Here is a 1,210-nt window from a genome sequence, read left to right on the forward strand (position 1 = left end):
TATTAAGGTTTGTTTAGATATTTACTATGAAAGGGTGATTTTGTATTTTTCTTCGATCGGTGAAGTTTTTTTTTGAGGAGTTTGTAGTCCTATTTGGAATACTTTTTCGATAAATTCTATGCTGTCGTCAACCGAAGTGTTTTCGTCTTTGAGGTGACTCGCGAAATGATTGGTGATTTTTTGGATAATTCTGGAAGTAAGCAATTCGGCTTGTTCTTCGTCAAAATTAGATAATTTTTTACGTTGGAAAGTCAATTCTCCGGCAACAATATCATTTAATTTTGCTTTCAATGCGTGAATGGTTGGCGCATATTTTCGGCCATTCATCCAAGTATTCAATTCTAATTTCATATCCTCGATAATGGCTTCGGCAGCAGGAATGTGTTGTTTTCTTCTTTCGAGTGTATCATCGGTCATTTGAGACAAATAATCCATATGAATTAAAGTCACCCCTGAAATTTGTTCCACATTTGCATTAACATTTTTCGGAATAGAAAGATCCAATATCAAAAGTGGTTTCTTTAAATTCAATAATGTTTTATCGATAGTAGGATTATGAGCGCCAGTCGCAACAACTAAAACGTCAGCTTTTTGTAATTCGAGATGCAAATCAGCATAATCTTTTACCACCAAATTCAATTTTCCTGCTAATATTTCGGCAGTACTTTTTGTTCTGTTTATCAAGGTAATTTGCTCATTTTTAGTGTGTTTTACTAAGTTTTCGCAAGTATTTCTACCAATTTCTCCAGTTCCGAAAAGAAGAATATTTTTATTTCCAATGCCCTCAATATTTCTAATAATGTATTGCACAGCGGCAAAAGAAACAGAAGTTGCTCCCGAACTAATTTCGGTTTCGTTTTTAATTCTTTTGCTGGTTTGAATAACAGTATTAATCAATCGGTCTAAAAAAGCATTGATTAAACCCATTGATCTGGATTCTTCAAAACTGTTTTTTAATTGACCAATAATTTCAAAATCACCAAGAATTTGACTGTCTAGTCCTGTTCCTACACGGAACATATGGTCTATAGCTTCCTGACTTTTATATACAAAACCTACTTTTTGAAATTCTTCAACCGACCCATTACTGTTCTCGCAAACCAATTTTATCAATTGGAAAGGATGATCGGCATAGCCATATATTTCGGTGCGATTGCAGGTAGATGTCACGATTAAACTCTCGATACCTTCTTCTTTTGCTTGGAGCAAA

General features: G+C 34.1%; 1 protein-coding gene. It reads right to left on the minus strand.

Annotation, left to right across the window (positions count from 1 at the left end):
- Window positions 1-24 precede the first annotated feature (24 nt).
- Window positions 25-1,210: glutamyl-tRNA reductase (hemA, locus tag EKL98_RS16485; protein WP_126563195.1), on the minus strand; the 1,186-nt coding region annotated here is incomplete at its 5' end.

Source organism: Flavobacterium bomense (assembly GCF_003970355.1).